Genomic DNA, 1,530 nt, shown 5'->3' on the forward strand with positions numbered 1-1,530 from the left:
CCAGGCCACTGTGTGCGAGTCCTGGTTTCCCGGCGCGGGATGATGGCCCGGCGGCCGGTCCGCCGGACCTGTGCTCGTTCCCTGCACGTTCCCGTCGGCGACCGGGCTCAGCCCAGGGGCTGGTCCGGCACCAGCAGGCGGGAGAGCTCCTCCGCGATGGTGGTGGTCAGGTTCTGCACCTGCTGGTCGGTGGTCGGCGAGTACGTGGCGGAGACCGCGATCGACAGGTCCTCGGACGGCAGGTACGCCATGATCGCGGCGTAGCCGGACAGGGAGGGGTTCTGCACGATCCAGCCGTGCACGATGAGGGCGGACATCCCGAAGTGGATGTCCTGGGTCTGCGGCATGCAGACGTCCTTCGGGCAGGTCGGCGTCGCCTGGCCCAGCCCGACGGTGCCCGGGTCGAGCAGGGTCTGGTAGCCGTCGCGCGAGAGCGTCTGCCCCGAACCGATCCCTACGCCCGCCCGGGCGAGGTCACAGATGTTCATGTTGATGACCGCGCCCGGCGCCGTGGTCCAGGAGGGGTTCCAGAACGTCGACTCCTCGTACGTGCCGCGTTCGTGCGTGAAGGCGTGCAGCACGGGGGTGGGGAGGTCGGGGGTGTAGCTGTTCGATGTCGCGTGCAGGCCCAAGGGGCGGTAGATGCGCTGCTCCAGGAGGTGGTCCAGCCGGGTGTGGGTGATCCGCTCCAGCGCGAGGCCGAGCAGCTGGAAGTTGGCGTGCGAGTAGCTGAAGTTGGTTCCCGGCTTGTAGAGCTGGACGTCGAGGTCCGCGTAGTGGAAGACGTCCTGGGGCGTCCACTGCTTGAACGGATGGGCCTCCAGGTCCGTGAGGAAGCCCTGGTCGGTCACGTAGTCCCGGAAGCCGCTGGTGGTGTCGCCGAGCTCGCGCAGGGTGATCTCGTCCGCGTGGGGGATCTCGGGAAGCCAGCGTGAGATGGGGTCGTCGAGGCTGACCTGCTTCTCGTCGACGAGCTGCAACAGGATCGTGCCCATGAACGCGATGCCGACCGAGCCCGCGCGGAAGCGCATGTCCGGGCGGGCCGGTACCTCGGTCATCGACGGACCGACCGCGCCGGTCCACAGGTCGCGCCCGTGCTGGGTCACCCGGGCGATGACCGCCCGCAGGTTCAGATCCCGCCGCGCATTCTCGACGACGTCGCGGATGGCGCGGCCTTGGCCGTCGACCGGTTCCGGGGAGGCCACGCACTCGGACCCCCGGTGCCTGGCGGCGTCCGCGGCGTCGGCGGGTCCGGCCGCGCCCGCGATGAGAGGGACGGAGGACACCAGCAAGGCGGCGGCGCACAGCAGTGCGGTTCTCTTACGAGTCATGCTTCACCATGGCCGCGCCACTCACTGCAAACCGCACAGGACACCACGACAACCACTCCGATGGCGCATGCCCGGTGATGGACCCGCGATGCGTGGGTGCCTCCTGTACCTGTTCAAGCCGTAACCACATCGGATGGCGCATGAGGCGCGGGGGGGGGGGCGGGCGTGTGTGTGTGGGGTGTTTTGGGTGTTGGGTGTG

At 69.2% G+C, this 1,530-nt stretch carries 1 protein-coding gene; it reads right to left on the reverse strand.

What is annotated here, in order from left to right:
- Nucleotides 1-107: 107 nt before the first annotated feature.
- The gene (locus ACFV4F_RS43360) at nucleotides 108-1,331 is read right to left on the reverse strand and encodes a serine hydrolase domain-containing protein (RefSeq protein WP_380447370.1); all 1,224 of its coding nucleotides are present in this window, start codon (nucleotides 1,329-1,331) and stop codon (nucleotides 108-110) included.
- Nucleotides 1,332-1,530: the final 199 nt, after the last annotated feature.

Origin of the sequence: Kitasatospora sp. NPDC059722 (assembly GCF_042733235.1) — a bacterium.
Lineage (GTDB): Bacteria > Actinomycetota > Actinomycetes > Streptomycetales > Streptomycetaceae > Kitasatospora.